Annotated in this window: 23 protein-coding genes; 13 read left to right on the top strand and 10 right to left on the bottom strand. The window is 41.6% G+C overall.

The window, feature by feature from the left end; all coding sequences use genetic code 11:
- Nucleotides 1–52: 52 nt before the first annotated feature.
- Both AC1DYB_RS22815 and AC1DYB_RS22820 read right to left on the bottom strand, forming a co-directional pair.
- Nucleotides 53–301 carry a 4a-hydroxytetrahydrobiopterin dehydratase gene (locus AC1DYB_RS22815; RefSeq protein WP_477438278.1) on the bottom strand — a complete coding sequence of 83 codons (249 nt, stop codon included), beginning with the start codon at nt 299–301 and terminating at the stop codon, nt 53–55.
- Nucleotides 302–485: 184 nt separating this feature from the next.
- Nucleotides 486–734 (bottom strand): hypothetical protein, encoded by a 249-nt coding sequence (locus tag AC1DYB_RS22820; protein ID WP_477438280.1) that lies wholly within the window; start codon nt 732–734, stop codon nt 486–488.
- Nucleotides 735–1474: 740 nt separating this feature from the next.
- On the opposite strand from AC1DYB_RS22820, the gene AC1DYB_RS22825 reads away from it, so the two are divergent.
- The 3 genes from AC1DYB_RS22825 (at nt 1475) to AC1DYB_RS22835 (ending at nt 4742) form a co-directional block, all read left to right on the top strand.
- Nucleotides 1475–2581, top strand: coding sequence for a redoxin family protein (locus AC1DYB_RS22825; RefSeq protein ID WP_477438509.1), 1107 nt, complete (start codon nt 1475–1477; stop codon nt 2579–2581).
- A gap of 777 nt (nt 2582–3358) precedes the next feature.
- Nucleotides 3359–4459: a DNA replication/repair protein RecF gene (gene recF, locus AC1DYB_RS22830; RefSeq protein WP_477393891.1), complete on the top strand. Its 1101-nt coding sequence runs from the start codon at nt 3359–3361 to the stop codon at nt 4457–4459.
- The gene (locus AC1DYB_RS22835; protein ID WP_477393887.1) at nt 4452–4742 is read left to right on the top strand and encodes a DciA family protein; all 291 of its coding nucleotides are present in this window, start codon (nt 4452–4454) and stop codon (nt 4740–4742) included. Before recF ends, AC1DYB_RS22835 begins: the two co-directional genes overlap by 8 nt.
- A gap of 77 nt (nt 4743–4819) precedes the next feature.
- On the opposite strand, the gene AC1DYB_RS22840 is transcribed toward AC1DYB_RS22835, so the two are convergent.
- Both AC1DYB_RS22840 and AC1DYB_RS22845 read right to left on the bottom strand, forming a co-directional pair.
- Complete coding sequence (locus AC1DYB_RS22840; RefSeq protein WP_295715485.1) at nt 4820–5029, bottom strand: hypothetical protein; 210 nt, start codon at nt 5027–5029, stop codon at nt 4820–4822.
- A gap of 160 nt (nt 5030–5189) precedes the next feature.
- Entirely contained in the window at nt 5190–5609 is a 420-nt protein-coding gene (locus AC1DYB_RS22845; protein WP_295715487.1) for a nucleoside-diphosphate kinase, read from the bottom strand.
- Between the two features lie 200 nt (nt 5610–5809).
- Here AC1DYB_RS22845 and AC1DYB_RS22850 point away from each other — a divergent pair, with 200 nt between their 5' ends.
- From AC1DYB_RS22850 to AC1DYB_RS22870, 5 genes are all read left to right on the top strand, one after another.
- Nucleotides 5810–6820, top strand: a complete 1011-nt coding sequence (locus AC1DYB_RS22850) for a DHH family phosphoesterase (protein WP_477393884.1) — start codon at nt 5810–5812, stop codon at nt 6818–6820.
- Nucleotide 6821: 1 nt separating this feature from the next.
- The gene (locus tag AC1DYB_RS22855) at nt 6822–7787 is read left to right on the top strand and encodes an FKBP-type peptidyl-prolyl cis-trans isomerase (protein ID WP_295715490.1); all 966 of its coding nucleotides are present in this window, start codon (nt 6822–6824) and stop codon (nt 7785–7787) included.
- A gap of 61 nt (nt 7788–7848) precedes the next feature.
- Nucleotides 7849–8838, top strand: coding sequence for an FKBP-type peptidyl-prolyl cis-trans isomerase (locus tag AC1DYB_RS22860; RefSeq protein ID WP_477438282.1), 990 nt, complete (start codon nt 7849–7851; stop codon nt 8836–8838).
- A 48-nt stretch (nt 8839–8886) separates the two neighbouring features.
- A complete protein-coding gene (locus tag AC1DYB_RS22865) occupies nt 8887–9654 on the top strand; it encodes a TatD family hydrolase (RefSeq protein ID WP_477438284.1) in 768 nt (255 codons plus the stop codon).
- A 46-nt stretch (nt 9655–9700) separates the two neighbouring features.
- Nucleotides 9701–10723, top strand: coding sequence for an asparaginase (locus AC1DYB_RS22870; protein WP_477393877.1), 1023 nt, complete (start codon nt 9701–9703; stop codon nt 10721–10723).
- Nucleotides 10724–11143: 420 nt separating this feature from the next.
- On the opposite strand, the gene AC1DYB_RS22875 is transcribed toward AC1DYB_RS22870, so the two are convergent.
- On the bottom strand, nt 11144–11854 hold the full coding sequence (locus tag AC1DYB_RS22875) for a LytR/AlgR family response regulator transcription factor (RefSeq protein ID WP_477438286.1): 711 nt from the start codon (nt 11852–11854) through the stop codon (nt 11144–11146).
- Nucleotides 11851–12870 carry a sensor histidine kinase gene (locus AC1DYB_RS22880; RefSeq protein WP_477438288.1) on the bottom strand — a complete coding sequence of 340 codons (1020 nt, stop codon included), beginning with the start codon at nt 12868–12870 and terminating at the stop codon, nt 11851–11853. Before AC1DYB_RS22880 ends, AC1DYB_RS22875 begins: the two co-directional genes overlap by 4 nt.
- 238 nt (nt 12871–13108) lie before the next feature.
- Between AC1DYB_RS22880 and AC1DYB_RS22885 the strand changes: the two genes are divergently transcribed.
- Entirely contained in the window at nt 13109–13921 is an 813-nt protein-coding gene (locus AC1DYB_RS22885) for a DUF3108 domain-containing protein (RefSeq protein ID WP_477438290.1), read from the top strand.
- A gap of 264 nt (nt 13922–14185) precedes the next feature.
- Nucleotides 14186–14716, top strand: coding sequence for a hypothetical protein (locus AC1DYB_RS22890; protein ID WP_477438292.1), 531 nt, complete (start codon nt 14186–14188; stop codon nt 14714–14716).
- Between the two features lie 207 nt (nt 14717–14923).
- On the opposite strand, the gene AC1DYB_RS22895 is transcribed toward AC1DYB_RS22890, so the two are convergent.
- A complete protein-coding gene (locus tag AC1DYB_RS22895; protein WP_477438294.1) occupies nt 14924–16408 on the bottom strand; it encodes an aldehyde dehydrogenase (NADP(+)) in 1485 nt (494 codons plus the stop codon).
- Between the two features lie 679 nt (nt 16409–17087).
- Here AC1DYB_RS22895 and AC1DYB_RS22900 point away from each other — a divergent pair.
- The 3 genes from AC1DYB_RS22900 to AC1DYB_RS22910 all read left to right on the top strand — a co-directional run bounded on the left by AC1DYB_RS22900 (nt 17088) and on the right by AC1DYB_RS22910 (nt 20655).
- Nucleotides 17088–17420 (top strand): hypothetical protein, encoded by a 333-nt coding sequence (locus AC1DYB_RS22900; protein WP_477393865.1) that lies wholly within the window; start codon nt 17088–17090, stop codon nt 17418–17420.
- Nucleotides 17421–17545: 125 nt separating this feature from the next.
- Complete coding sequence (locus AC1DYB_RS22905) at nt 17546–17965, top strand: winged helix-turn-helix domain-containing protein (protein ID WP_477438296.1); 420 nt, start codon at nt 17546–17548, stop codon at nt 17963–17965.
- Nucleotides 17966–18066: 101 nt separating this feature from the next.
- Nucleotides 18067–20655 carry a TonB-dependent receptor gene (locus AC1DYB_RS22910; RefSeq protein WP_477438298.1) on the top strand — a complete coding sequence of 863 codons (2589 nt, stop codon included), beginning with the start codon at nt 18067–18069 and terminating at the stop codon, nt 20653–20655.
- 89 nt (nt 20656–20744) lie between these two features.
- On the opposite strand, the gene AC1DYB_RS22915 is transcribed toward AC1DYB_RS22910, so the two are convergent.
- From AC1DYB_RS22915 to AC1DYB_RS22925, 3 genes are read right to left on the bottom strand one after another with little or no spacing between them, the layout of a single operon-like run.
- Complete coding sequence (locus tag AC1DYB_RS22915) at nt 20745–21731, bottom strand: helix-turn-helix domain-containing protein (RefSeq protein ID WP_477438300.1); 987 nt, start codon at nt 21729–21731, stop codon at nt 20745–20747.
- A gap of 24 nt (nt 21732–21755) precedes the next feature.
- Nucleotides 21756–22259, bottom strand: a complete 504-nt coding sequence (locus AC1DYB_RS22920) for a cupin domain-containing protein (protein WP_477438302.1) — start codon at nt 22257–22259, stop codon at nt 21756–21758.
- 39 nt (nt 22260–22298) lie between these two features.
- Nucleotides 22299–23375, bottom strand: coding sequence for an alkene reductase (locus AC1DYB_RS22925; RefSeq protein WP_477438304.1), 1077 nt, complete (start codon nt 23373–23375; stop codon nt 22299–22301).
- Between the last annotated feature and the right edge of the window lie 105 nt (nt 23376–23480).

Consider the following 23480-nt stretch of genomic DNA (forward strand, 5'->3'; position numbering starts at 1 on the left):
GATTTAAAAATACCTATTTTCAATTATTAAAAATACCCCGACTATTAAAAATTTACACCGAAGCAATTCCCAATAATTTATCAATGCTGCTGGCCAATGCCCTGTCCTTATCAGTAACGATATTGCCCTTATCATGAGTAGAAAGCCAAATTTCTACTTTGTTCCATTCATTTCTCCAGGTAGGGTGGTGATTGTTCGTCTCCGCCAACAGCGCAATACGGGTCATAAATGAAAATGCTTCCGAAAAATCCTTAAATACAAATGCTTTATAAAGCTTGTTGTCAATTTCCTGCCACGCCATAATTTTATTACCTCCAATTGCTTAACAGGCGAGTTGATGACATGTTTTATTATAGCAGCTTTTGTCATCCTGAACGGAGTGAAGGATCTATTATTCGCCATGCTTCTTCGCCCTGTAAAGTCTGCGAATAGATCCTTCACTCCGTTCAGGATGACAAATCTTTTAAGGGTGTACAAACAGCAGTTCACATCTTTTCCGCTGTAATCAGCGCCGTTCCGGTTTCATCAATGTGCACATGACAATCGGCGACAGAAATATGATGTTTAAATTTATTGATAGGTTCAATCCAATCGCGGGAAGTAAAAACCGGCGCGTGGATGTTTACAGAATCGACCAGTATTTCTTCACCATCCAAAACCAGGCGCCAGCACAGATCCTGGCCATTACTCTCGGTATTAAAACGTATTTGGGCAAGCGCCACTTGTTTGTTCATGTTGCAAATTGTGATGGAGGCAAAACGCTTGATTGGTGGGATTAGTATATAGGTGAGCAGGTTTTAAATGAAAGGATATATAATTGATACATATCATAATAAAATAGTTTATTACTGAGCATGCGGCTTCCAACGGATTAAAATCCGTTGTTACAATATGAGCCGGGGCCACGCCCCTGGGTTATTTAGAAGAATAATATTGGGCCTTTTAAAATGTAACCCTGCCCCTTAGTATGCGTCTTCAGGATGCTTATTTCAAAGAGAGCCTGAGGGGACTAAAGAGAAATTCGATTTTCAAGCCGGGTTAATTATCTTTTTTTCATAGAGCCATCGGCTCGAAAATATTGTAACAACGGATTTTAATCCGTTGACCATAGGCCAAAAGGAAAATGAGTGCCGTAGGCATGGCGCATAACTTTAAATAGAATTTAGCCTAACCCTCCTTCTATATTATCGTTCACGATTTTCTTATATAAAAATATTATATTGCCCTTATATCTAAATCGCTATCAATGTTTCATAATAATATTTCCGTTGTGGCCTGGTTTTTATCAGGTACAATTCTTCCCGTAGGTATAGTACCCCAACAAGTCGATTTTTTAGCTATTTGAAATCAATGGGCGTTTCAAATAATCCCCTCAAAATGTGTGTAAGACCGCACGCAATCTAATGATGTTAATTAAAACTTTGTGATGCAAAAAATATCAAGTACACTAACCTTCTTTTTTTGTTTTTTTTTAATGTTCCAGGCAAATGCGCAAATTACCAGGGAGAAAGGCTATCTGATTAATGGTACTATAATAGGTATAGACACCGGTGTTGTGCACATGGTTTCAAACGATTCGGATGTAATAGATAGCGCAATCATTGTGAAAGGTAAATTTGTTATGCGAGGAAAAATAGGGTTGCCCGATAGAAGGTCATTTTTGATCGCGCCGGGAAATTGGGCATTCCGGGGTTTTGTAGAGGATACAGTAATATCATTTGGCATTGATACCTCGGACGCTATGCACCAATATTCCGGAAAGAAAGATTACCCGATGATATGGCAAATCAAAGAAACGGGATCTAAACTATCTGATATTTACACCAAATATCAAAATGAAACAGGACAGACATACTATCTTTCCCTTGTTAAAAAACTTAAAACAGCTCACCCTGACTCCATTGTTAATATCAAGAACAAAATAGATTCTATCCACGAGCTTCTGATAGTTAAGGCAAAAAAATGGCTTGAAAGTTATATTCAGCAATACCCTGCATCTACCGCCGGGATTTACATGTTTAATGAATTGTGCAGTACATTACCTGATATCTCGCCAACTTATTTGCAGTCCGTTCTTAATCAATTTTCAGGTTTAGCAAAAAGTTCCACTTATTATGAGGCGTTAAACAAAAAATTGGCAAACTTAGAAAATAAGCAGGTAAATAACCTTGCACCTGATTTTACGCTGTTAAAAAAAGATAAAACAAGATTTACGCTTTCTGCCACTCGTGGAGACTTTACAATGATAGACTTTTGGGCAAGCTGGTGTGTGCCCTGTAGAAAAGGTATTCCTAACTGGAAAAAAGTATATGCAAAATATCATCAAAAAGGGTTTAATATCATAAGCGTGTCTGACGACAGGAATTGGGATAATTGGATACGTGCGCTTGATAAAGAGAAAATGCCATGGTTACAAGTTGTTGATGAATATCATTCAAAGAGCTCAGCAGGTAGGGTGGGTGAGTTATATGGAGTAAGATTTTTGCCTTTTTTTGTATTACTGGATAAAGAAGGCAAAGTGATTCTTGCTTCAGGTGATGAAGGTGTAATGACAAAAAAAATAGAGGAAGTTTTGCAATAATATACGGCGTATGACTTATATCCTTATCTTATGTGTTATAAAAAAGCCTAACTATTAATAGCAAGCAGTAGCCGCCAATTATTCAATGAATAAACTAAGCAAAAGTAATTCTATTTTAATGGTCGTTTAATCATCTTTTTTCCTCAGAGCCATCGGCTCGAAGATATTGTAACAACGGATTTTAATCCGTTGATCATAGGTCAAAATGAAAATGAGTGCCGTAGGCACGGCACATATCTTTAAAGATGATGCCAATATTTTCGTGGATGCTAAATAACAGTTAACCGGCCAGGTATATGGGCCGAACCTATGGTTCTTTCTATATGCTGCTTCTTTTTCAACGGATTAAAATCCGTTGTTACAATATGAGCCGTGGCTACGCCACTGATTTATTCAAAAGAATAATATTGATTTCCTTAAGCACTACTACTTTTTTATCCCCCAACCCCGCGTAAGGGATTGACGTGGATACCGGCCAAAGCGCGTAAGGCCTGCAGGCGTATGAACAAAAAGCCCGACCCGCCCCTATCGGCGGGTTACGCCATTATGGGTGAATGGTTAATTAGTGAGTTGTTGATTAGATTAAAGTTTTGTTGGTAAAAAGGTTAAATTATTTTAAACATAGGCAGTGGATGCAAGTTCCAACCTAATCAACCTAATCAACCTAATCAACCTAATCAACCTAATCAACCTAATCAACCTAATCAACCTAATCAACTTAATATTCCATTTGCAAATCAATTCAAACCAAGCCAAAAACCTTACCTTTGTAACCCCATGTATTTGCAGCAACTATCAGTTATTAATTTTAAAAATTACGAAGAGGCCGAACTTGTTTTTAGTGAGGGTGTTAATGCTTTTACGGGTAATAATGGCGCGGGCAAAACTAACCTGCTCGATGCTATACATTACTTAAGTTTATGTAAGAGTTATTTTAACCCGATAGATAGTCAGCAAATAAAACAGGGGACTGATTTTTTTATAATTACGGGGCTTTTTAACAAAAACCAACAGAACGAAGCCGTTGCCTGTTCTGTAAAACGGAATCAGAAAAAGCAGTTTAAGCGTAATAAAAAAGACTATCAGCGCCTGGCAGATCATATTGGTTTATTGCCGCTGGTGATGATATCGCCGTATGATACCAGTATTATTACCGAGGGGAGTGAGGAGCGCCGTAAGTTTATTGATAATGTGATATCGCAAACGGATAATCATTACCTGGATGAATTGATTACCTATAATAAGGTGTTGGCTAACCGCAATGCCTTGTTAAAATTGATAGCCGATACCGGCCGTTATGATCCTCATTTGCTGGAGGTGCTTGATGAGCAGTTGGTACTATCGGGCAATAGAATATATGAGCGACGCAAAGCTTTTATGGAGGGTTTTACTGCTATTTTTAATAAGCACTATAGCTTTATAAGTGATGATGCCGAGCTGGTTGAACTGGTGTATGAGTCGCAATTAATTCAGGACGACTTTGCCGCACTGTTAAAAAAGACGGTTGAGCGGGATAGGGTGCTGGAGCGTACTACGGTGGGGATTCATAAAGACGACCTGCAGTTTGGCATTCACGGTATGGCCATGAAAAAATTTGGATCGCAGGGGCAGCAAAAATCCTTTTTAATAGCGCTTAAGCTGGCGCAGTATACTTTCCTGTATCAGCAAAAGGGTTTTAAACCATTGCTGTTGCTTGATGATATTTTTGATAAGCTTGATGATGAGCGTGTTACCAAGCTGATGAAAATGGTAAGTAACAATGATTTTGGGCAGGTGTTTATTACCGATACCAGTGTGAGCCGTGTGGAGCAGATATTTGCCAAAATAACTGTGGATGTAAAATTGTTTAATGTAACTAAAGGAGCTATCGATGCGTAAAACTAACGACAAACCATTAAAAGAGGCCATTGAGCAGATGCTTAATGTATATAAAATTAAGCGCCGGTATGATGAAACGGCCGTTGTGGCAGCATGGCCCGAGCTGGTGGGCAAATCAGTAGCCAACCGCACCAAGGAATTGTTTATAAGAGACAGGAAATTGTTTCTGCGGATAGAATCGTCTGTTATAAAAAATGAATTGATGATGATACGTACCCAGATAATTGATAAGATAAACGAAGAGGCAAAGGGAGTTTTAGTAACAGAGATTGTTTTTTTATAAATTCAGGCATAAAAAAACCGGTGTTCCCGGTTAAATAGTGTTTTTATAAAAAAGCCCCGCTGGCGTTGCAGGAGTGATTATCTGCCTCTTGAAAAACGAAAATTACGGGAACGTACATGTTGTTTTATGCCCATATCATCGGTTATGAGCGAGTATACAAAAATAAATACTCCTGGAATTATAAAGGCTAACTGCACTTCGGGGTGCACCCTGTAAAGCAATATAGAAGCTGTAATTAAACACACCACTACAAGGGCGTAAATGATTGATTTTAATAACAGTTTCATAATATTTATGCTTTAGAAGGAAAAGGTTACGTTTAATTTTTAATGCGAGGCTAAGTAAACCCCGTTTGGTAAAGTTACAAACCTTAAAATCAAATAACAAACAAACAACTAAATAATTTACGGATGTAATATTGATGTTACACCCGTAAATTGTTGATTGTTAGAATTTTTCGAAAGCCGAGAAGAAGAAGCTGCCTTCAAGAGCTGCGTTTTCATCAGAATCTGATCCGTGAACGGCGTTTGCATCAATTGATTTTGCAAACAGGTTGCGGATAGTGCCTTCTTCTGCTTTAGCAGGATCAGTTGCGCCAATCAGCTTGCGGAAATCTTCAATTGCATTGTCTTTCTCCAATATAGCTGCTACGATAGGGCCAGATGACATGAAGCTAACCAGGTCTTTATAAAAAGGACGCTCTTTGTGTACTTCATAAAACTGACCAGCTTTTTCCGGGCTTAAGTAAGTGTATTTAAGCGCGATGATTTTAAAGCCGCTTTTGGTTATTTTATCTACAATTGCACCAATATGCCCGTTTGCTACAGCATCGGGCTTTATCATGGTAAAGGTTCTGTTAGTTGCCATTATTTTTAATTGTTTCTTTGTGGGTAATGTTTATCGCAAGCATATTCTATTGTTTAGAAGTAGCTTATGATATTTTATCTGTTTGTTTAAAATTGGCGCAAAAGTAGCGTTTTACATCTGTATGATAAAGCTTTTTGAATTAAATTAGATGGTTTGTATTTAATTTATTTATTTAGCTTTGCAACTCTTTTTTAAAATTGATGTTAGATTTAGCCGCGCTTAAGGAACTTTTAGCAAGCCCTCAAAAAATAGTGATCACTACCCATCATAAACCTGATGGAGATGCTATGGGTTCGTCTTTAGGTTTATATAATTATTTAATACAGCAGGGGCATCATGCCACCGTTGTTGCGCCTACCGATTACCCCGACTTTTTAAGCTGGATGCCCGGCAACGATGGGGTAATTATATATACCGAGCAACCTGAAAAGGCTGCCACGCTTATTGCCAATGCAGCGCTTATATTTTGCCTTGATTTTAATGCTTTAGGCCGTATTAACGAAATGGGAGCTTTGGTTGGCGAGAGCAAGGCTTATAAAATAATGATTGATCATCACCTTGAGCCCGAGGATTTTGATGATTACAGGCATTGGAATATAAACGCCTGCGCTACTGCCCAGCTTATTTATGATTTTATAGTTAATGAGCTGCATCATAAAGAACTGGTGAATAAAGATGTGGCTACCTGCCTTTATACAGGCATCATGACCGATTCTGCCTCATTCCGCCTGCCAAATACAACATCAACCGTACACCGCATAGTAGCCGACCTGATTGATGCGGGCGCTGTTAACTGGCGCATACATGAATTAGTATACAATAGCGCGTCAGAAAGCCGTTTAAGGTTCCTGGGGCATTGCCTTGCAAACTGCCTTGAAGTTTTGCCCGAATACAATACGGCCATAATATCCGTTAATAAAGAAGACTTGGAGAAATACGATGTTGATACCGGCGATACGGAGGGCATTGTAAACTATGCACTATCAATGGCCAGCATTAAGTTAGCTGCATTTATAGTAGAGCGTAAGGATAAGGTAAAGCTTTCGTTACGTTCAAAAGGAGAATTCCCCGCAAATGAAATTTGTAAAAAATATTTTGGTGGTGGCGGTCACCGCAATGCGGCCGGCGGATTCTCAACAGATAGCCTTGAACAGGTTGTACAACAATTTAAAACCCTATTACCCGAATATAAAAAACTATTAAAACAATAAAATGAAACAAAAATTAATGTTCTTAGCCATTGCTGCAATTGGATTTGCAAGTTGTAACGGCGGCTTTAAAAAAGGAGATGCAGGCTTGCTTTACAACATTCACACCTCAAAAGGTGGTGTGCATATTAAAGAAGGCGATTTCGTGAGTCTTAACATGGTTGTAAAAACTGATGGCGACTCCATATTGGTTAACAGCTACGAAGCAGGCAGGCCTATTATTATGCCAATGCCAAAACCACAATCAAAAGGTGACGTATACGCAGGTATTGAAATGCTTGGCGAAGGCGATAGCGCTACATTTAAAGTAGCTACTGATTCTATATTTAAAGGCGGTCAGCAACGTCCACCAAATATCAAGGGTAAATTTTTAATCTTCCAGGTTAACATCAATAAAGTAATTGCTAAAGGCGCGCTTACTGAGCAGGTTTTCCGCGGCAGGGTTACCGATTATTTAAAAACCCTTACTGATGTAATGAAAAACCAGGAGCCAGGTAAGATCAAAAAATACATTGCTGATCATAACTTAAAAACTACTAAAACTCCATCAGGTTTAAATTATGTGATCACTACACCAGGTACTGGTCCGGTACCTGCAGTTGGCGATACCGCTGTTGTAAATTACACAGGCAGGCTTCCAAATGGTAAAATATTTGAAACCAGCGTTAAAGAAGTAGCTATTAAAGAAAAACAACCTATGGAGCCAGGTCGTCAATATGCGCCTATCCGTATCCCTGTTGGCCAGGGTAAAGTAATACCAGGTTGGGATGAAGGCTTGCAATTGATGAACAAAGGTTCGAAAATTGTTTTAGTTATTCCTTCTGATATCGCTTATAAAGAACAAGGTGTAGGCCCAATTGGTCCATACACGCCAATTGTTTTTGAAATGGAAATGGTTGATATTGTTCACCCGAATCCAAACGCGCCAAAACCGGTTATGCCGCAGATGGCTCCACCAACAACAAGGTAATTAAAAAGAATTTTTACAGCCTTCCTGACAACCTGTCGGGAAGGCTTTTTTATTTTTATTTATGAAAAGCATTTTTTATTTCTTAACCCCCCTGTTGGGGATAGCTACTTTAGCCGCTCATGCGCAAGGTGGTTTACAAACTACAGCCAAAGGTGTGCAATGCCAGATATTTACCCATAACCTTGGCGAAAAGGTAAAGCAGAACGATGTAATCACCTTTCATTACATCCAGAAAACTGATAAGGATTCTGTTTTATTTAGTTCATACGTAGCGGGTCATACTGTACAGGCTCAAATTCATCCTTCTCAGAATGTAGCCGATTTAATGGATATATTCCCTTTACTTACGCTTAATGACAGCGCCATGGTAAAGGTGCCTACCGATTCTATTTTTAAAGGACATGAAGAGGCGCGCCCTCCGTTTTTTCCTAAAAGCAGCTATTTAACCTTTATTATTAAGATAACTAAGGTGCAATCATTAGAGGCGGCCATGGCAGAAAGAACTGCAGCAGGTGAAAAACTAAAACAGCAGGAAGCAACTGATGTCAATGCTTATCTTGCTGCTAATAAGCTTGCGCTTGTTACCACAGCTTCGGGTTTAAAGTATACAGTTACAAAACCATCCGCACTACGCAAGGCCTTGGCCGGTGATACGGTATTGGTAAATTACGTGGGTAGTTTAATAAACGGAAAAGTTTTTGATACCAGCATCGAGTCTGTAGCGAAAGCTTCAGGCCTTGATCAGCCGGGCAGACCATATGAGCCTATCAGCGTAGTTTTGGGCCAGGGCCAGGTAATACCGGGCTGGGACGAAGGTTTAGCCTTATTGCACGAAGGTTCAAAAGCTAAATTTGTCATTCCATCTGCCTTAGCCTATGGCGAAAAAGGTGGAGGTCAGGTTATTCCGCCATACAGTACCCTTTTATTTGATATAGAAGTTGTAAAGGTAAAACCAGGCAAACATGCTCCTGCAGTTGCAAAACCAGGCGTTAAACACCCGGTAAAAAAAGGAGCGGGCAAAAAAACAGCCGTAAGTAAAAAGAAAAATTAAGCAAAAAGCCTTCCCGATTTATCGGGAAGGCTTTTTTACTTTTGCAGCATGGTATTAACAGATACGCATACCCACCTATACTACGAAACCATTGCCGATAAACGCGCGGCCCTGGTACAGCGCTGTATTGATAATCATATCAACAGGCTGTTTTTACCCAATGTGGATGCCGAATCGGTGCCCCTGGTGTATGACCTGGTAAAAGCCTACCCCGAGTTATGTTACCCCATGCTTGGTCTGCACCCTTGCTCGGTAAAGGCAGATTGGGAACAGGAGCTGGCAGCAATAAAAGCAGCCCATCAGCAAAATAAAATATATGCCATCGGCGAAATAGGTATTGACCTGTATTGGGATAAAACATTTTTAACCGAACAGGTTGAAGCTTTCAGGCAGCAGATTAACTGGGCAAAAAGTTTAAAACTGCCTATAGTAATACATTGCCGCGATGCCTTTAACGAGGTGTACGAAGTATTGCTGCAGGAGCGTGACGAAGATCTGCGCGGCATCTTCCACTGCTTTTCGGGCAACCTGGAGCAGGCTAAACAGGTAATTGACCTGGGCTTTTATTTGGGAATAGGTGGCGTTGTTACCTATAAAAATGCGGGTTTGGATAAAGTAGTATCTGAAATTGACTTAAAGCATATAGTTTTAGAAACAGATTCTCCGTACCTTACGCCCGTTCCGTTTCGTGGTAAACCTAATGAAAGTTCATACTTGATTTACATAGCCCAAAAGGTGGCGGATCTGCACCAAACCGGTGTGGAGGAGGTGGCTTTTATCACCACGCAAAACTCCAGGCAGGTGTTTGGTATATAATATAAATAATAACAGCAATTGATTTAAACAGCATAAACCTTAATTAATGAGTCAGATACTGATCATTTATACCGGGGGGACAATCGGTATGATGAGTGATCCCGTAACAAAGGTGCTCAAGCCCATCAACTTTGAGCAGATAATGGATAACGTGCCCGAGCTCGAGAAGCTTAATTGTAGAATTAAGGTGCACTCTTTTGAGGAGATCATCGATTCATCAAACATGAATCCTGAAATCTGGAGCCAACTGGCGGGCTTGATTGAGTCTAACTACGATGACAACGACGGCTTTGTAATATTACATGGCTCAGATACCATGGCCTATACGGCATCGGCATTGAGCTTTATGCTCGAGAACCTGGAGAAACCAATTATTTTCACCGGCTCGCAACTGCCCATAAGCGCTATACGTACCGATGCCAAGGAAAATTTAATGACCGCCATTGAAATTGCCAAAGCCAAAAAGAATGAACGTTCACGTGTGCCCGAGGTTTGTATTTATTTTGATTACAAATTATTTCGCGGTAACAGGGCGTTTAAATATAACTCTTCCAAATTCGAAGCTTTTCGCTCGCCAAACTATCCCATACTGGCCGAGTCTGGCGTGCACCTGAAGTTTAATGTAAATGATATCAGGCAGCCATTGGATGGTGAAAAATTAATTATTCATAACAACCTGGTAAGCGAAGTAGCTGTACTGAAACTGTACCCCGGCATTGGCCCCAAAGTGGTTGAAGCCATTTTAAATGCCGATGTAAGAGGCGTTGTAATGGAAACCTTCGGCGCGGGTAATACCACAACCGACAGCTGGTTTATTGACCTGTTGGAGAAAGCCATTAAAGAAGGTAAAGTTATCGTTGATATTTCCCAATGTAAAGTAGGTACCGTCGAGCTGGGCCGCTACGAAACCAGCAAGCAATTGAAGGATATCGGAGTAGCCAACGGATACGACATGACCTTTGAATCGGCCGTAACCAAAATGATGTACCTCTTGGGCGAGTTTGATGATCCCGCCATGGTGAAACATTACATGGAAACGGATTTAAGGGGCGAGATTACGGTATCGTAGAAGTAGGTGCCGTAAACTCCCGTTCTTCCCCTCGTCATTGCGAGTTGATAAAATTCGGAAAACTCTAAAGGGTGGAAATGAAAAGCGGCGAAAGACTTACGAAGTTTTTAAAACTTCGTAAGTCTGGGATTCAACAACTTGTCATAGTGAGGTACGGAGCAATCTCCGAACCATACAGGGACGTCCCTTCTCCGTCATTACTTCATGCCTACGCGTATGACAAGTTATAAAACTGAAGTCGTCCTGAACTTGTTTCAGCACCCCATGGGACAGGTGGACCGCATGAAGTACACTTAGCATATGGGGTGCTGAAACAAGTTCAGCATGACGTGATGGAGATCTCATTTTCCGTTCAATGTGCCCGGGATAAAAAAAATCGCGATGACGCGTTTAATAAGCCCATTGATGTACTTCCTCTCCTCAAAACACCCTTTTATTAATCACCGCCATAAACCCATCCTTAAACTTTTCACTTACCGGGATGCGCTTATCGCCTATAAAAATATGATTATCCTGGATTTTTACCAGTTGTTTGGTGTTTACAATATAGGAGTTGTGGACCCGCACAAAGGGCGGCAACAGTTGCTCTTCAATGTCTTTTAAGCGGCGGTAAATGAGCAATTGCTCCTGAGCGGTAACCAGTCTTACATACTCCTTTTCGCCTTCAAAATAAAGGATGTCATCAAGTAATATCTTACGCAGCTCCTTGCCCGATTTTACAAAAAAGTATTCCTGGTTTGGTGCAGACGGTTCGGTTGCAACATGCCCCGGCTTGTCAAAATAATGTTCTATCTTTTGCATCGCTGCCAAAAAGCGTTTAAGGGTTATGGGCTTTAGCAGGTAATCTATTGTTTGAAAGGAATAGCTTTCGGCGGCGTACTCTGAGTACGCTGTTGTAAACACAATTTTGGTTTGCGATGGCAACAGGCCGGCCAGTTCCATGCCGGTAAGGTTGGGCATATTGATATCTAAAAATATAAAATCAACCTTGTTGCCCTTTAAAAATGCCAGTGCTTCCAAAGCGTTGTAGCATTTGGCTTTTAGTTGCCATGGCGTGCTTTGCTGTATCAGCATTTCCAGCAGGTTTACCGCATTGGGCTCATCATCTATTATAATACAGCTTAAGCTCATGCTAATGGTATTTTTAAAAACGTGTTGAAATTTCGGTCATTTTTATCAATGGCAAGTTCAAAGTTTTCGCCGTAAAGCATGGTAAGTCTTTTTTTTAAATTGGCAATCCCAAATCCGTTGGGTTGGTTATTTAAAGGTACATCATAAATAGAATTGCTGGTTTTAAAAAGCAGGTAACCCTGCTGCTGCTTCAGCGAAATGGAAACCCGGTTTTCGATACTTGATTTATCAATGCCGTGTTTAAAAATGTTTTCTACAAACGTCATCAGCAACATAGGCGGAATGCGCAGATCTGAATTGTACATTTTTTCAAAACTGACCTCTACCCCATGCCTGATGCGGATTTTTTCCAGCTCGATATAATTTTCGAGGAATTGCACTTCGGTTGTAATAGCCACATCATCCTTCGGACTTTCATCCACAAAATAGCGCATGATATCTGATAGCCGCTCTATGAGCGCCGCCGTGCGCGGAGCTTCTTTATAAGCCTCGTAATAGATGTTATTCAATGTATTAAACAAAAAATGAGGCTGCACCTGCGATTTTAGCAAATTGAGCTCGGCCTGGCTTTTTTGTACCATGATCTCTTCGGTTTGCTGCTTGAGTTTAAAATAGGCCAGCGCTATCCGGAAGATAAGGCTCATGATAAATATCAGTATCCCGCCCGAGATAAAGTTGAGGAGTGTTTTTACCGTAATAAGCTCGGGTGTTTTGGCGAAGAAATGATTGTATAGCCACATTGTTGTATAACCCCTTACCAGCCCTATAGCCAATAAAAACAGGATAACCAGCACTACATACCATACATATTTCTCTTTTTGGTAAAACCGCGGATACAGAAACAAAATGTTGCCATATATAGTAATCGCGTAAAACGAAGTATTTACAATGGTATAAATAGCCGATTGCTTAAAGCCGTCCATCGGCAATAAAGAAAAAAAGAGGATAAAGATCACAGATACCCAAACCAATAACTGTAGCTGCAGAATGGTTGGCCTGGTTTTTAACAGTTGCATGCTTAAAAATACAAAGCTTTTTGATTGATAGCACCTGTTTTAAACGGATGCCGCAGTTTATTCAATAAAAACCTCTAAACTTTAAACGGACAGCCTAAACCATACCTTATTGAATAAATAATACCAGCTATTAAATAAAGACCAACAATGGTTGAATTGATTTTTTGTACAGGTGATAACAAGGCAAATTTGGTTAATCAACAAAATTAACCAATCGATCACCTATCATTAAATTGCCATGAAAACCGAACAGATTGTTGAAAAAGTTATAGCCATCAGTTTAACAGTATTGTTGCTGTTGTCGCATACACCAAAGGTATTCGCACAAACAGATACCATCCGCTTACAGGACTTGCGCCTTATCACGTCGGCCCTTAAACCCGGACTTAAACAATACCTGGTTTATTACCAAAATGTAAAAGACAGCCGCCGGATGCGTTTTTCGCTTTGGCTGCGCAATGTGGAAATTGAGAAACGTAATAAAGTAAATTACTTTGCAATTGCCCAGCACTGGTATGGCGCCGATAGCGCGGCATACCGATCTGTTTATTCGCTTAATAAAATGGCCGATTTTTCACCGGTTTATCATGCGGAAACCATTGGCAAAAAAACAAAAGCCTATAATTGGGAAACGGATAAAATTACGGGTGCCGATACCGTTGCCGGTAACGATCAAAAAAACTTTAAGCTTGATTTTACCATGCCCAATTTTAACTGGAACCTGGATATTGAAACTTTTGAGATGCTGCCCCTTGAAGCAGGCAAAACGTTTGCCATTAACTTTTACGATGCCGGGATTGATGTACCGCAATATGTGCTTTATAAAGTGACAGGCAGCGAGGTGATAACCACATCGGCAGGGGATAAAGCGGATTGCTGGAAACTATTTACAGAAAGTGATTACAAGGGCCGCCATTTTACCGAAACCTATTGGATAAGTAAAGAAGGCCATGAGTTTTTAAAAGAAGAAGATTTTTTTGACGGTGGCTATCGCTATAAAATAAAGATGATAGGTGCCGCGCCTGATGTGTTGGCGAGGTTTGTGAAGTAGTATAATACCAAAACAGCAAAGAGTTATACCGAATACATTAGTAAAGAAATTTGTCATCCTGAACGATAGTGAAGGACCTGTTATTCGCCATGCTTCTTCGCTCTGCATAGTTCGCGAATAGATCCTTCACTACGTTCAGGATGACAAATCTTTCAAAATATAACTGGTTTAATGCGTTGCAGCAATATATGGCTATTTACTATATTGCTGCAACTCATTAAACCTTAGTGATTAACAGCCGTCATACTACAAAACCGCCACATCATGAAAAAACCTATCCTTATCCTGTCAGCAATGCTGTTTGCCTGCCATGCGTTTGCGCAAAAAAAAGATACATTTAATTTAAATGATTTAGCTGTTTACAATGCTGTAGCATCAAGCAGGGATAGTGCGTACACCTTTACTTTTACCTATCCTACAGGTAAACCTGGGGTAGTGATCAAAAACGGCATGATATCCACAATTGTTAATCCGGATGGTACCAACACCCTGATCACTAAAACAGGTCAAACATCCGTGGTGGTCAACGCCGATGGAACTCATTCATTATGGATAGATAATGGTGCTACGGCTACTATAGTCAATCCAAACGGTACGCATTCTGTTGTAATAAAAAATGGTCAAACAAGTACTATTGTTAATCCAAACGGAACACATTCTACCATGATCGATAACGGATCAACTTTTGTTATTGTAAACCCGGATGGTACACATACCGTCGGGATCAAGGCAGGCGGAAATACTACTATTGTTGTAAATCCGGATGGTACGCATACGGTTGTGACTACGCCATAAAGCGGTGGAGATTGATTTTGCCTTCTAAAAGATTTTGTCATCCTGAACGCAGTGAAGGATCTAATCGCAGACTTTACAGGGCGAAGAGTATGGCGAATAATAGCTCCTTCACTACGTTCAGGATGACAAAAAAAATGCTAAAACCTCGTCGTCGATTTATTATGGCATCCTACAAGAACCTTTCCTTGTAGGATGCCGAACACTTATTTACTTCTTCCACTCATTATCTACTAAGCGCCAAATCCCGGTTGGGTTAGCGTTTTGCAAGGCCAGTGGCAGCAGGCCATCAGGACAGCTTTGAAAACATACCGGGCGTACCCAGCGTTTTACGGCATTGGTACCTACCGCGGTAAAACGGCTATCGGTAGTTGCAGGGTATGGTCCGCCGTGTACCATGCTGTGGCAAACTTCAACACCGGTTGGCACACCATTAAAAAGGATGCGGCCGGCAATGGATGGCAATAATTGCAGCAGGCGGGAGTGACCGGCGAAATCATCATCGGTACCCATCACCGTGGTAGTTAACTGGCCCGATACTGATTTTAATACTTTAAGTAATTCCTGCTCGTCCTGGCAGTTCACCATGAGGGAGTAAGGACCAAAAACCTCTTCGTGCAATAAGGGGTTTTCTAAAAATGTTTGTCCGCTAACCAATGCAACGGTTGGCAAGGCTTCAATATCCTTTGCTTCCGTGGCTGATTGTTGAATCACTTTTACACCATCCTGCTCCAAAGCGGCGTGGCTCTTTTTTTCATAGGCCGAATGGATGCCGGCATGCAGCATTCTTGCTGGCTGCACAGCCTCAATGCCCTTGCCCAGGCTATCCAGGAAACTGTAAAGGCCATCGCTTTCAATAGCTATCATGAGGCCGGGATTGGTGCAAAACTGGCCCATGCCCAGGGTAATGGAACCCGCGTATTGCGCTGCAAGACTGGCCGCGTTTTTATTTAAGGTATCCGGTAAAAATATAACCGGGTTTATGCTGCCCATCTCAGAAAATACCGGGATAGGGTTTTTACGTTGTGACGAATAATCATATAAAGCCTTGCCGCCTACGGTTGAGCCGGTAAAGCCAACAGCAGCTGTATCTGCTGCCTGTACCAAAGCCTTGCCGCTCTCGAACGAAGTGCCATGCACATGCTGAAAAATATGCTCAGGCATATTGCTGCTTGTAATGGCTTTGCGGATGGCGGTATATACCATCTCTGATGTTTCTGCATGTGCCGGGTGTGCTTTTACCACTACAGAACAGCCTGCCGCCAAAGCGCTTGCGGTATCGCCGCCGGCGGTTGAATAAGCGAAGGGGAAATTACTGGCGCCAAAAACAACTACCGGCCCCAGGGGGATCAGCATTTTACGAACATCGGGTTTGGGTAGTGGGGCTCTGTCTGGTATGGCAGTATCAATGCTGGCTTCCACCCAGCTGCCTTCGCGCAGCATGGTTGCAAACATGCGGAGCTGACCTGTTGTGCGGGCGCGTTCGCCCGTTAAGCGTGGAATTGGCAGGTTGGTTTCTTCGGATGCTTTTTGAAGTAAGGCATCGCCCAAAGCTTCAATTTCTGTGGCGATAGCCTCTAAAAATAAGCTTTTTTCTTCGATGCTTGTTTTTTGGTAAGCCTCAAACGCTGCCTGCGATTGCTGCATTACCTGGTTTATTTCTTCAACGCTTGCTTCTTTAAAATTATTAGCCATGACAGATGTTTGTTTTGAATTAAGAACGGTTTGCACCGTTATATGTTTAAGCAAATATATTTAAAGTGGGGCTAAAGCTGTGGATATTTTCTATCTGGTAGTAACAGGATTTTGCCTTTTTTGAGAGGCTATTTTGTTGTGGTTTGTGTGGTCATAATAGGTGCTCGGAAGATTTCAATTTTCTCTCAAGGGGCTGCCGTGCGTATCTTTTCAATCCTTAAAACCGATTGTCATTTCGAACGAACCGGGTGGGGATTGCGCGACTGGGTGAGGAGAAATCTTCTACACCCTGCTCTAAGCCATACATAGATCAAGCATGTCGTAGAAGATTTCTCCTCGTACCTCGTTCGAAATGACAACGATTTTAATACAAAATGGGAATAAAGAGATTCATCCACCTAATAACCAATGGTATGTGGAATGAATCTTCCGAACTGCTATGGTATTCTCACAACAGCCGAAAGAGTTTTTTTAATTTTATAACGCATAGCTACCTTTCCCCAGCGCCCAATTTTTTAATTAATATTTAAAACCTGCCACTTTTTGGTAAATTAAAGCTACCTTTAAGAAATTCCTTCCCGCTAAATACTTAGGCATTGCCATTTTCTTATACGGTGATAGTTAAGCTTTAACATAATACCAGCCTGCTGCAGGCTGCAACAACCATAAAAAAATTCTCATGATAGCTGCTAAAGAATCTGTTGAAACCGAAACCCGCATGTATATGTACGACTTGCTGAACACTGCCAAAGAGTTTGGCTTTAAGGCAGACGACAGCTGGGAACTGAGCATGGTAACCAATACCGAAAGAATAAGGATTCAAAAAGATTATTATCCAACGATTGCTGCCAAAGTTGGTCCCGAAATTTTGATGGAGGTGTTTCATACTATTAAAACAAGACTTAACCAGTCGTTCCAGAAAGAAGAGCCTAAGACTGATAGTCGTGGGGTTGCTATAACAGAGGATCTTAATTACCTGGTTGCCTTTAATCCTAAAAGACCAAGAACCTAATAATCGATTTAACTTTCAAATAAGTATTTCCTTTTTGGGGCTTTAAAATAAAGATTGCGCTTCCTTTTTTAAATTGGGGGCGCTTTTTTGTGAAATGAACTTTGCTGCTCACAGGGTGTTTAAAAATGATCTGCAAAATTCAAAACCTCCGGTTAGCTGTTAATGATATATTTGTACCATGTTTGGTTTCAATTTATAACATGGTAAGCAAGGCATTAAGTATAAACGGGAGGATTTGGTTTGAAACTCCCGATGGTAAGTTATTAGGTCATGGCCGGGTGGAGTTGTTGGAGCGGATACAGCAATCGGGATCATTAAGGCAGGCGGCTTTGCAAATGAAAATGTCATACCGGCAGGCTTGGGATATGATCAATTATATGAATGAACATTTTGGGGCGCCTGTGGTTATTTCGCACCGAGGCGGTAAGGGTGGCGGCAGTGCCGAACTTACCGAAAAAGGCCTTAAGGCAATTGAACAGTTTAAATTGTTTCAACAAAAATTCGAGGAATTTTTAAAAACTAACAGTCCGCTTATCCAGGTTTAACCAGGCGGGGGAGCATAAATTTATAGTCCGGTCTGTCGACCGGTTTATTTTTATTTATCGTTATATAAATAAAAGCATATCGATTTGTAACTTGCGGCTATATGAAGAAATTTTACTCCTTAATATTGTTGATGGCGTTTACCTACGGCCATCTTTTTGCGCAAAAAAGCGGAAAAGCAAAAGATACAACTGCTGTAAAAAGCGATACTACGCGGATAAAGAAACAGGAACTTAGTGAGGTAGTAATATCCGCATCGCGCATCAGCGAAAGCATATTACGATCGCCGGTGAGTATTGAAAAAATAACCGCTGCCGACTTCCGGCGCTCGGCCGCGCCATCTTTTTTTGATGCGCTGGAGAATGTAAAGGGCGTGCAGCTGATAACACCCAGTCTTGGTTTCAGGATAATTAACACCCGGGGTTTTGCCAATACCACCAATGTGCGTTTTACCCAGCTGGTTGATGGTGTTGACAACCAGGCGCCGCATATTGGTGCTCCGATAGGTAATGCCATGGGGCCAAACGACATGGATATCGAAAGCGTGGAGATCATTCCCGGTACGGCATCGGCTTTATATGGCTTAAATGCTATTAATGGGCTGGCTAATTTTATAACCAAAGATCCATTTACCAGCCAGGGGATCAGTATCCAACAAAAAACAGGAATCAATCATCTTGGCGACTCGGAAACATCAGCTAAGTTGTTTTCAGAAACCAGTTTTAGGTTGGCAAAAGCTATCTCAAAAAAATTCGCCTTTAAAATAAATGGTACCTATACCACTGGTTATGATTGGATAGCCGACAACCGTACCGACTTGAACGCGGCTGCTAATGCTAAACTCGGGATTCCCGGCGGTGTGGATAATCCGGGGTACGACCCGGTGAATGGCTACGGCAATGAATCATCCGATAGGAAAACCGTTACGCTTGGTGGCAAGCAATATTCCATTGCCCGTACCGGCTATGCCGAAAAGGATGTAACCAGCTACGATTTGCACAACGTGAAAGTTGATGTGGGCCTGGTTTATAAAATTAATGATGATACCCGTTTAACCTACACCTACCGTTTTGCCAACCTGGATAATATTTACCAGCGTGCCAATCGGTTCAGGCTGTCAGGCTATGTACTGCAGCAGCATGCGCTCGAACTAAAAAATAACATTTACCAGGTACGCGCTTACTGGACGAGCGAGAACACCGGCAAATCATATAACCTGCGCTCGGCAGGCGAAAACGTTGATCGTAACTATAAAGATGATAATACCTGGTACGCCGATTTTACCAAAGGTTTTAATACGGCGACAGCAGGTGGAGCCACAGTGCCCCAGGCTTTGCAACAGGCCCGTCAATTGGCGGATGCGGGGCGTTACCAACCGGGAACAGCCGCTTTTAAAAATACGCTTGATAAACTGGCCGATATCAACAACTGGGATATTGGATCGGCCCTGCGGGTAAAGGATGATATGTGGCATGCAGAAGGGCAGGTTGATATCTCCAACGCCATTTCATCAACCTTTAAAAAAACAACCGGGCTTGAGTTGTTAGCCGGATTTGATCATCGTACCTATATCATTCACCCTGATGGTAATTACTTTATTAATTATGTAAAGGGCAAAGAGTACAGCAATATTGATTACAGCAAAACCGGTGGCTTTGTACAGGTAGGCAAATCGTTTTTTGATAGTAAGCTGAAACTATCTGCCACGTTGCGTGCCGATAGGAATGATTATTTTAGTTTGAAATTAAATCCAAGGCTTACGGCTGTTTTTTCGCCGGTTCCCGAGCAAAATTTCAGGGTATCATACCAGAGTGGCTACCGTTTCCCAAGTATTTTTGAGGCTTTCTCCAACGTGAATAGCGGTGGCGTAAAGCGGGTTGGCGGTTTAAGGGTGGTATCAAGCGGGGTATTTGAAAACTCCTATATCCGTACTTCTATCGATGCTTTCCAGGCTGCTGTTAAAAACGATTTTAACGCGGGCAGCAGCACCAGCGCGGCCATTGAAAAGGAAAAAGGTTTGCTTAAAAAGAATACCTATACTTACCTGCAGCCAGAGCATATCAACTCTTTTGAAGCAGGCTATAAATCCCTGTTTTTTGAGGGCGACCTGAGTGTAGATGCCGATTTTTACTATAACAGGTACAACAATTTCATCGGGCAGATTGAAATTAACGTACCCAACACCCAAAAGGCAGATTCCATTCCCTATTACCTGAACGATAAAACCAAACAGGCCCGTTACCGCGCCTGGACAAACTCGCAAAGTACGGTTTACAACATTGGCGGCAGTTTAGGTTTGCAGTATAAAATATGGCAAAAGTTTATCCTCTCGGGCAATGTATCGTACGCCAAATTACAGCGTACTGCTAATGAGGATGCCTTGGAAGATGGTTTTAACACACCGCGATGGATCACCAATTATTCTTTCGGCGGTAACCGGGTGATTGGCAATTTTGGGTTTAATGCAACCTATAAATGGCAAAGCGGCTTTTACTGGCAATCGTTTTTAGTTAATGGAAATGTGCAGGCCTATGGCACTATTGATGCACAGGTTAATTATGATTTCCTGAAAACCGGGCTTAACGTAAAAATTGGAGCGAGCAACCTAACCAATAAATACTATTACTCGTTTTTAGGCGGACCGGCCATAGGTGGGTTTTATTATACCACGCTCACGCTCAACTTAAAATAGAAAACAGGCTATTGTCATAGTATAAGTTTATTCCGTTGATCCATAGTGAGGGTCAACGGATTATTAAGTTTCTGATAGAAAATTACAATCTATTTTAGTGCTAAGCCGTCCTTATATTTCTTGGGTTTTATTTTAAAATGCTTTTCAAATAGTCGCCCAAAATGACTCAGGTTGCTAAAGCCAAGCTGGTACCCGGTTTCGGATACTGAAAGGTTGCCGAGCAGGCGGGCGGCTTCATTCATTCTTGCCGATTGATAGTAGTTGTAAATACTATCGCCAAATATTTGCCTGAAAAGCTGTTTCATTTTGGTAAGACTGATACCTATCCTGCCAGATAATTCTGGCAACTGGGGCGTTAAACTCAGGTCGGTTAAAATAGCTGCTCTAAGCTTGTATATTTTTACTGCATCAGCCTGGTCTACCGTGATAGAGGCGCTTGCGGCCCGGGTCATTAATTTGGAGAACAGCAGATAAATCAATTCTTCGGCCTTTGTTTTATAAAGCAACATGGCCAATGGGGCGGTTTGGTCAACGTGACTCAGTTGTTTTAACGTATTTTCCATCTCCCGGGTCATTACCTCATGCAATACAAATGAATGACTATCCCTGATCAGAGATTCTATTGGGCAGCCTTCTTCCTGCAGGTTTAAAATGTCAAGTAAGGTCTGGCGCGCGGAGCCAATTACCAGGAAATTAATATGCTGATTGGATGGTATAATAAGATCAGAGAAAAAATTGCCGGTACCCAGTTCTACCTCGCTGCCATTGCTGCCGGTAAACAGAGGGTCATGTGGTAAATTGTTTTGGCCTGCAGGGATCCTCCTGCAATCAAACTTCATGGTAAGCATAGTCGAGGATGATGTATCCATGCGTCGCAATACCAATTCCTCTTTTAAGTGGTAATGGTGAATACATAAGGAGAGCCCATTATTAAGAAAAACTTCCTGTATATAGCCCTCGCCAAGCATTCCAGGCAGGTTTACCCGGTTCTGTACAACATCAACATTAAAACGACTGGCAAAGGCTTCGCCAAAATGAAAACCTTTATCTACCTCAAACTCAAATTCTATTGCCATGATCTTGTGGTTTTAAAGATATGGTTAACGGTCAAGGTAATCTGGCGGGTAAAGTTTCTGTCCATATTTTTCGGCGATGGCTCCTAATTTTTTCTTTAATTCGTCATCCATAGGTGGCGGCGGCAAAAAGGTGCCGAAAGGTGCTGGCCGGCCTATTTCTTCAAAAAAAAGTTCGAGGCCAGCAGGTGTTACCGTGCAAAGCAGCTGCGCAATTTTATCCGTATTATTATGAAAGCAGTGAACAATACCACCAAAGGGAATATTAACGAATGAGCCTTTGCGCGCGGTGTAATTACCTGCCTCGGATTTTACTTCAACCTCGCCTTCAACCACATAAAAACTTTCCTGTATCTCGGCGTGGGCATGAGGACCGGGACCGCCACCGGGTGGTACCAACATTTCAATAAGTGCATACTTGCCATCAGTTTGCTTGCCTGATATGATTACCCGGTATGAATTGCCCGCAATTGATAAGCCTTGCCCATCCTGCGGGCCAACAATTGTTACCGTTTTATTTGAATTTTCCATATTGCTTTAATTAGATTGCATAGTGTTGTTTGTAAAGGATTAAACAGTTATCGCCAACTTTGGATAGTCAGTATATCCCTGTGCATCTGGTGTATATAGTGTTGAAAAATCTACCGCGTTTAATGGTGTGTTGTTTGCAATGCGAACGTCCAGATCGGGGTTTGCTAAAAACGAGCGGCCAAAAGCAACAAGGTCGGCAAAACCTTTAGCTAAGGTGTCAGCCGCGCTCTCGGGTGTATTACCATTACAAATAATTATGGTACCGCTAAACCCTGCACGGATTTCATCGAATGTTTTTTGAGCGATTTTTGGAGAACGGCAAATGTGAATATAGGCAATACCTATTTTGTTTAATTCATGCGCCAGGTAAGCGTAGGTATTATGTATTTCTTCTGCATCATATTCCTGTAGGTCGCCAAGTGTTGAGAAGGGCGAAAAACGGATACCTACCTTTTCTTTACCGATAGCATCGGCAATTTGCTGTGCTACTTCAAGCCCAAATGATGCCCGGGCTTTAAAATCACCACCATATTGATCTGTACGGTTGTTGGTATTGGGGTTTAAAAACTGTTCAATCAAATAACCATTGGCACCGTGTATTTCAACGCCATCAAAACCGGCCTCAACGGCGTTTTTGGCGGCAGCTACATGCTCCGCTATAGTGGCTTTTACTGCCGCTGTTGTTAAGGTTACGGGTATAGGATAATCTTGCAGGCCCAGGCTATCGGTATACATTTGCCCCGCAGCTTTAATATCCGAAACACCTACCACTTCGGCGTTTGGGGGCAAATTATCGGGGTGAGTTATCCGGCCGGTATGCATTAACTGAACAAATATTTTACTGCCGCCATCATGTACCGCGGTAGTTACTTTTTTCCAGCCTTCAACTTGCTCGTTACTAAAAATACCGGGGATACGGGCATAGCCCAATCCATTGGGCGATGGGGAGGTGCCTTCTGTTATAATTAAACCGGCGCCGCTGCGCTGGCCGTAATATTGAGCCATAAGGTTATTAGGGATGTTGCCTATTGCCCTGCTGCGTGTCATAGGGGCCATCACCAGGTGGTTTTTTAATTGAAATCCCTTTTGGTGATAGGGTGCTAAGATATTGTTCATGCTATTTTTATTAAAGTATATAAATACACAACAAATGTAGATGTATGTAGATACTTAAAATAGCCGTAAAAGTTTTAAAAATAGTCCGATCGGTCGGCTTTTGGT

The sequence above is a fragment of the Mucilaginibacter sp. P2_A4 genome (assembly GCF_056405015.1).